We start from the raw sequence: 8835 nt of genomic DNA, 5'->3' as shown, positions 1-8835 counted from the left end.
TTAATATAGTTTATCGTCATTTTCAATCGGCTAAACATAATTATTGGAGAAGTCTATTAACTTAATAGTCAACATCTCATCTCGTTTCAAAAAAATCTATGACTCAAACTTCTAATACTCCTAAATTTATCGATCTTGGTGGATTTCCCATCCCCCAGAAAATCAATTTTAACTCTAAGGAATTTTCCATTGATGAGTTAAACGATCGACAAAAGAACATTCTATTTGACTTAGCCCGTATTGACAAAGAAATTGCTGATACAGAATTCTCTCTGAGAGTTTTAAAAGCCGCTAAAAATGAGTTGAATCGATTACTTAACTCAGAATTTTCATCCTAACTTTTTTTAAACTTTATCCTTTGTTTCTCATTGGAGAAAAACCTATGACTACAATCTACTCATTTACCTATTACTACAGTGGCGATCTCAATAATACGCTTCAGGACTACTACGAAGGTTTTATTTACGCTCCCGATAACTCCTATACTGTTGGTGATTACTTTGATTACAGCAGTGAAACTAACGAAGCAGGATTTAACGGTAAATACTATATCCACTCTGAGGAAATCATTCCAGAGACTCGATTTGAAGGGTATGTAGCTTTAACAAACTATTACGATTCTCAGACAGGACTTAGCTTTGATATTTCTGATCAATCTAACTACTTCTATGAGTTAGGGGCTGAGTTTGGTAGTTTAGGCAGTGAGTATGGTTCAGATCATGGTTTTGGCTATGACTCTGCCGAAGCTAATGTTATCGGAAAATATAACTTCACCTACTATTACAGTGGTGATAAAGATAATGTTACCCAAGATTATTACACTGGTCATTTCTACGCTTTAGGCAACACCTTTGCTCAACCCGAAGTACAAGCTCAAGTCTTCCACTATAATGGCAATTCCTATGCCTATATTTATAGCCCATCTGGGATTACTTGGGAAGACGCAAGACTACAGACAGGTAACATTGACTATAATGGGGTTAATGGTCATTTAGTCACAGTAACTTCCGAAGAAGAAAACGAATTTATTTATTCTAATATCTTACCTATTGCTCAATTCTATGATTATTCTGGTCCTTGGATTGGTGCAACGGATCAAGAAACCGAGGGGGTATGGCAATGGGTGACAGGTGAAACTTGGAATTATATTTCATGGGCAGTGGGGCAACCAGATAATTACAACGGAACTGACAACTTTGCTTATTACAATGACACCTCTTGGAAAAATTGGAATGATTATGGTTACACAACCTTAAAAGGTTATATCGTTGAATTTGAAGGTACAGCTTCTTTAGGTACAGCTAATGATGTAATTTCTGTTAATACCAACAAAGTAGGAACTTATTGGGATAACGATAGCAGTCCTAATGAAACAGGTTATAATGGACGCTATTTTATCGAAAGCGTCACCTTTGGAGAATTTGGCAGTCAACAGAATCAGGTTGTCGTCAATTCCTACTATGACATGGACACTGGTTATGGTCAAACTACCAACTTAGTTAACTATGTAAGCTATGGTGTCAATGGTTATTATGGTTTAGGTTCGGAGGCAGATTATGCCACTGACACCTCTTGGAACAGTGCAGATTCTTACTTTAACTACTACAGCGAAGCGGACATCCTCTACCATTATCAACGCTATGAATTTACCTACGAGTATGGTAATGGAGACTATTACACCGGTTGGGGTTATGCACCCTTAGATACCTATACTGTAGGCATCCTTGAGGGAACTTATGACAATGAAACAGGTAATGAAGGTTTCTATAGCATCACTGCCGTAGGAGAAGAAATCGGTAACAGCACGAATAACTTAAACAACTATGTCTATGTAAGCAGTTACTATGACTCAGATACTGGTTATGGTTTTGCCGACATCCTTCAGGATTACTACTATTACCAAGACGATGGAATCTTTGGTTATAGTGGTTTAGGAAGTGAATCAGGTTATGCCTACGATGCCAATGGTAACGCCAGTGATTCCTACTTCAGTAATTCTTCCGAAGCCGACATCCTCTATCGTTATCAAAAATATGAGTTCACCTATGAGTATGGCAATGGAGACTATTACACGGGTTATGGTTATGCACCTTTAGATACCTATACTGTAGGCATCCTTGAGGGAACTTATGAAAATGAAACAGGTAATCAAGGTTTCTATAGCATCACTGCCGTAGGAGAAGAAATCGGTAACAGCACGAATAACTTAAACAACTATGTCTATGTAAGCAGTTACTATGACTCAGATACTGGTTATGGTTTTGCCGACATCCTTCAGGATTACTACTATTACCAAGACGATGGAATCTTTGGTTATAGTGGTTTAGGAAGTGAATCAGGTTATGCCTACGACAGCAATGGTAATAGTTCAGATCCTTACTTCAGTAACACCAGTGAAGCCGACATAGCGGTTAGTTATCTCGATCGATATTCCTTCACCTATAGCTATGGTAATGGTGATTATTATACTGGCGTTGTATATGCCGTCAGTGGAACTTATGAACTGAATCAAATAATTAATCGTGATTCTGTCAATGAAACAGGTTTTATCGGAAGCTATGAAATTACTAACGTTGAAGCTAATTACTTCTCCTATAATTCTGGTTGGTATAACTATGTAGAAGTAAAATCTTATTACGACTCTGATACTGATTATGGTTTTGCTGATTATGCTTATGCTTCTGGTAATAATGGTTTAGGTTCTGAATCAGGTACTATTCGAGGTTTAGTAGGAGGAGTATCTTTCACTGATAATTTCGACAATTATAATGAAGCAGACTTAGAGAAACCTCAAGTTGAAGAAGATGATCAGTATGAAGATAATGACGACATTAAATCTGCCACCCCTATTACGGGTAATCTTGACGGACTGATTATTGTCTCCAACGATCCAGATTGGTTCACTTTTGAATTGTCTCAAAGAGGCACTGTCGAAAGTAGTATCAAGATTGAATTTAGTAATAGTTTAGGGGATTTAGATTTAGTTCTTTATAATGAGCAAGGTAGTTGGCTTGGTGGCTCTTATAGTTATAACGATGAGGAGTCTATCAGTTTAAACGGTTTAGTCCCGGGTACATATTATGCTCAAGTTTTTGGCTGGGCAGGTGCTAGTAACCCTGAGTATAATTTAAAACTTAATCTTCCGTCCACACAACAACTAGATGACTGGTTCGATGAAGAAGAAGGCAACGACACCTTTGACACAGCTTACAATATTGGTCGAGTTACAAGAAAAATCAGACTAAGCGACATCTTAGCAGACATTACACCATCCAATACAAAACAAGTCCTGTTGGATGACGACTATTATAGTTTTGAATTGGGAGAAGAAGGCAAAAACCGAGATGCGGTGGGAATCGTCTTTGACCATGCCAGAGGAGACTTAGAACTAGAATTATATAATAGTTCTAATGAGCTAGTAGGTGTATCCTCTGGGGTTGGTAATAGTGAAAATATCAGTCTTCGGGGGTTATCTGCGGGAAGTTATATCGTCAGAGTATTTGGCTATAACGGTGCTACCAATCCAGGATACGATTTAACCATTGTTACTGCATTAGATGGACGTAGCGAAGACAATGATGATAAATTCGATAAAAATGGTCAAAATAATGATACCCGTCAAACCGCCGCCACTTTAACGAACTTTGCTGATCCTGATCTAGCAAAATTGGTCTTGTTGGACAATGACTGGTATAAATTTACCACTAATGCCGTGGGTCGCATCGGAGATCAAATCCGTCTTGATTTTAACCATATTCTCGGCGATATTGATTTAGAAGTTTATACTGGTACTGATGCCGATAACCTCAAATTAAAAGGGGAGTCTTACAGCATAGACAATTATGAAGCAGTAAGTATGGTGGGCTGGGAAGCAGGTACTTATTGGATCAGAGTTTTTGGCTATGGTGATAAAGAAGAGAGCGTTTATCGTGGAGATACTAACCCAGAGTATAAACTCACCATTAAAGCTCGAACTGATGCGGTTGACACTCCTATTTTGCCCGATCGATTTGAAGTCAATAATACTTTAGGAACTGCCACTGTTTTACGTCAGTCAGGCATCTATGACAGTTTAACCATCCATAAACTCGAAGATCAAACTTTGGATCAGGATTGGTTTAGCTTTACCTTAAGCAAAGATGGTACTATCAATGACTATATCCAAATCAATTTTGATCACGGATTGGGCAATTTAGATCTTCTTTTGTTTGGTTCAAATCAAGAAACTTCCTTAAGAACTTCCACAGGTTTAAGTAATTTGGAATTTATCAGTCTTAACGGATTGGTACAAGGTACTTACTGGGCTAAAGTCGAAGGAAAATCCACCAGTCCTAACTATAGTCTAACCCTTCAAGCACCTTTGAGCGGTTTTGAACCCGATGTTGTTACGATTTTACCCGATTGGGCGGAGGCAAATGATGATTTTGGTACTGCTTATAATTTAGCGACTTATTTAGTTAGCGGTGCTACTAACTCTAATATTCGGGGTGAACAATCCTTTGAAAATCTCAATGTTCATGAGGCTGGTAATGATGACTGGTTTAAACTTACCAGTGTTGGTAATGGAGACTTAGAAGTTACTATTTCTTTTGATCACAGTTTAGGGGATCTCGATTTAGAAATCTATGACAGTAATCAGCAAAAATTGAGCCATTCTTTAGGTAACGAAAACAGTGAATCTGTAAAAATTACTGCTACTGCTCAAGCGGAATACTTTATCCGAGTTTTCGGGGAAGATGGTCAAAATATTACCTCGCCGAATTATTCTTTAAGAATTAGTGCTCCCCGTAACGAGCCTGAAAGAATCTCCCCTGATATTTATGAGGTAAATGACACTTTACAGACTGCTACTGTTATTCGTAATCTAAGTTCTACTATTACGGGCTTAACCATTCACAATGCAACAGATCCAGATTGGTTTAAGTTTGAAAGTGGAGATAAGGGACAAAGTCAACATCAGATTTTCCTAGAATATGGAGCTTCCACCGGAGAGTTATTATTAAAACTCTACGATAGTACTGGTCAAGAAATCTCAGTTTCGAGTGAAAATGGTGTAGGACGAGAAGTAATCTCCTTAGAAAACCTAGAAGCAGGAACTTATTACGCTGAAGTGCTAGGCGTAGATGGTGCGACTAATCCTAACTATAGTTTGACTCTTAATGCTCCCGTAGAGCCAGAAGAACAGCCCCTTCCTACATGGACAATCTTTGTTTATATGGCGGCGGACAATAACCTTGAGCAATACGCCATTAAAGACATTAATGAGATGGAATTTGTCAATCTACCTAGCAATGTTAAAGTGGTGGTTCAAGTCGATCGCATCGACGGTTATGATACGTCGAATGGTGATTGGACGGATACCCGTCGTGGTTTAATCCAACATGACTCCGATCGAGATATTATCTCTAGTAACCTAACCAGTGTAGGGGAACTAAACATGGGCGATCCCAATACCTTGAGCGATTTCCTCAATTGGGGTATGACAAATTACGCCTCCGATAACTATGCTGTTATTTTATGGAATCACGGCGGAGGTTTAAGCGGAGTTGCTTGGGATGAAACGGGTACGAAAGATAATTTAACTCAGACGGAAATTAAATCAGCATTTAACACCGTTAATATGCCTAATTTGGGTTTAATTGGTTTTGATGCTTGTTTAATGGGATTAGTCGAACAAACCCACGATTTAGCACCTTTTACGGATGTAATCGTAGGTGCTCAACAAATCGAACCGGGAGATGGTTGGAGTTATGACGGATTCTTGACGAAATTAGCTGAAAATCCTTACATGACTTCTCAAGATTTAGGCTCGGCGATCGTTGACAGTTATGGTACTTACTACAATAACACTTGGACTCTTGCCGCTCTCGATGTGACAGAAGCAAAATACAATAGTTTAAAAACAGCTATTAAAGGTTTTGTCGATGTTGCCTTAGCCTCGGAACAGTCTGATTGGGCCAAAATCGGTAACGCTCGTAACCGTGCAAGTGTTCATGATTTTGCTTTCCCCAATGATCGAGATTTGGGTAGCTTTGTGGAAAGAATTGCTAATGCGAATGTTAGTGACGCTCTCAAAACCGCAGCGAACAATGTTTTAACTGCCTTAAATGATAGCGTGATTAACAAAGTAGGTAGTGCTAGTTATAGTGGTCTTGGGGTTTATTTACCTGCTCCTAGTGCTAGTGTATCCTCCACTTACAATTCTAATAACTTTGGTTGGATCAATGAAACTGGCTGGGATCAATTCCTCTCTCGTTTAACCAGAGAATCTCGTACTGATACAGGTCGTGCCGTTCAAGATGATTTTGAAACTCAAAATCGTTTAGGTTATATTGTTCGTTCCAATAATGATGACAGTAGCGTAGCGGTTGACTTAGGTAGCATGACCACTTCGGCAGTATATAACAATCTAAGTATTACCGAAGGAGATCAGGATTGGTATTATTTCGACTTACCTGCTTCTTCTAGCGGTCAAGTTACTGTCACCTTTAACCATGATCTTGGCGATCTTAAATTAGAATTATTTGATGCCCAAAAACAATTACAACAGCAGTCCAATAGTTCTAGTAGTGCCAATGGTACGGAAGTGATGACCTTCAGTGCGCAAGGAACAACAACCCGTTATTTCTTGAGAGTGTCAGGAGCAGATGCCGGAGTTGTTCAACGGAACTATAGTCTTAAAGTAGAACCTACATCTACCGGATCTCGTTCTGGTAGCATAGCTAGTGATTCAACGGTGGTGTTTGACGATTTCGATCGTAACGGTAATAATAATATTCCTGATAAAGCCACTAATATTGGTTCATTAGGAAATAATGAATTGCGTAGTGTCACGGGATTAACCATTACATCAGGGGATAAAGATTGGTTCGTCTATGATCCTTCTCGGATCACCACCTTAAATCCCAATACCATTACTATTAGTGGTTATACTGGTGATTTAACTCTTACCGCTTATACTCCCGATATTCTTACTAATCCTAATGCCACTCCTTTAGCAACATCGGCGCGATCGGGTGCGTCCATTCAAAGTGTCAGTTTTGGTTCTGTAAACACTCCTGTTTATGTTCGTGTCGAGGGTGCAGATTCTCTCCTTGCCACTGACTATGAACTAAATATCGCTCGTCGTAATTTGGACATTAATGGAGATGGTGTTGAAAGTCCCGAAGATTACTTATTGGCTTTTGGACGTTTTGCTTTTAGTAGTGACGAAGCATTACAGAATACCATGGATGGGATTGGTTTAATTACACCGGGTTCTACTCGTGTAGCTCCAGAGGATTTAGATTACTATTTAACTCAAGACATTGTTAATGCGATGTTTGACGTAAACGCTGATGGACTGGTTTCACCTGAAGACTATTTATTAGCTTTTGCTGTATTCTCATTTTCTAATGACTCGGATGTGGACAGAATTGCCCAAGAAATTAGTCTATTCCCAGATGGTAGTCAACGTACCACAGCAAGTGAAGTGCGTGATTTTCTATCATCTTTTAACCCCGTTTCGATTATTTAAGGAGAAATACTGAGGTGAGAATTTATCTCAATCATTAAATTGAATAAGGTGGGCTTTCTTTGCCCACTTTTATTTAATATTTTCTAAATATAGGGGTTAGGTGTTATAGCAACCGCCAAATTAGTTAGGACATTTTTACATCTTTACTTGTCATTCTGAAGGACAGTGAAGAATCTCAGAGCGAACTAAACTACTTGACAACTCCTATAGTAAGTTTTTCTTAACTTTTCTCAACAATGCAAAATAATTAACTTAAGATAATGACTCAAATATTAAGCCTAAGCGCAAATAATACTCAAGTAAAAGTAGGGGACACTTTAGAAGTATCAGTTTCACACAGTAATGATGGAACTGCCACTGCAATCCTAACAGCAAGACTATTTTTTAATGGGGATAAGTTAGCTTTTGTCTCATCAACAGTGGTGACGGGACAACCTTTAGGAACACCAGTTCCTGTTGCCGATTCAAATAATACAGATGGTATTGATGAAACAAATTTTGTTATTCAATATACAAATGGAGGTTTTAGTCCATTTCCCGCCCAAGAAACAGTAATCTTCAAAGTAACTTTTACGGTTTTAGAAACCTTTGATAATACACAAATGGTTGTCAATGGTACTGGTAGAGTCAATACAGTGCTAGAACAACAAACTCTTCCTATTACCCTAGAAATTAATCAACCTCCTACATCTGTTAATATTACCAATTCGATCGAGTTAGCTGAGAATACAGTTATCGGTGAGGGAATCAAAGTAGGTGATATTGCAGTCACGGATGATGGATTAGGTACAAATGTACTTTCCTTAACAGGAGCTGATGCGAGTAGTTTTGCTATTCGTGGCATGGAGTTATTCTATGTCGGGGCTAGTCCAGATTTTGAAACGAAAAACCAATATCAAGTGACGGTAAATGTGGATGATGATACCGTAGGTAATACTCCTGATGCTACGACAGATTTCACTCTCAATATCACCGATGTTAATGAAGCACCAACAGCAGTTACCCTTACAAATACGATTACAGAATTAGCTGAAAATAGCGTTATCGGTGAGGGAATCAAAGTAGGTGACATTGCAGTTACTGATGATGCTTTAGGTACCAATGTTCTTTCTTTGACAGGAACTGATGCGAGTAGTTTTGAGATTCGTGGTACGGAGTTATTCTATGTCGGGGCTAGTCCAGATTTTGAAACGAAAAACCAATATCAAGTGACGGTAAATGTGGATGATGGTACCGTAGGTGATACTCCTGACGCTACATTCAATTTTACTTTAGCAATTACTGATGTAAATGAAGCACCAACGGCGGTTAATATTACC

General features: G+C 38.7%; 2 protein-coding genes and 1 pseudogene. All 3 read left to right on the top strand.

The annotated features are described in order from the left end of the window. Positions 1-98 precede the first annotated feature (98 nt). On the top strand, positions 99-338 hold the full coding sequence (locus ACN4EE_RS20850; RefSeq protein ID WP_431708430.1) for a hypothetical protein: 240 nt from the start codon (positions 99-101) through the stop codon (positions 336-338). Between the two features lie 44 nt (positions 339-382). Next, on the top strand, positions 383-7516 hold the full coding sequence (locus tag ACN4EE_RS20845; RefSeq protein ID WP_431708429.1) for a clostripain-related cysteine peptidase: 7134 nt from the start codon (positions 383-385) through the stop codon (positions 7514-7516). 260 nt (positions 7517-7776) lie between these two features. Continuing rightward, positions 7777-8835 (top strand): annotated as a pseudogene (locus ACN4EE_RS20840) (hypothetical protein); the annotation flags it as partial.

The sequence above is a fragment of the Geminocystis sp. CENA526 genome (genome assembly GCF_050753365.1).
Lineage (GTDB): Bacteria > Cyanobacteriota > Cyanobacteriia > Cyanobacteriales > Cyanobacteriaceae > Geminocystis.
Note: the sequence above shows the minus strand (reverse complement) of the source record. Positions and strands in the feature narration are given on the sequence as shown.

Bases quoted from the DNA above. Each gene is read 5' to 3' on its own strand.
- ACN4EE_RS20850 (WP_431708430.1), top strand. From the start codon at position 99: ATGACTCAAACTTCTAATACTCCTAAATTTATCGATCTTGGTGGATTT.
- ACN4EE_RS20845 (WP_431708429.1), top strand. From the start codon at position 383: ATGACTACAATCTACTCATTTACCTATTACTACAGTGGCGATCTCAAT.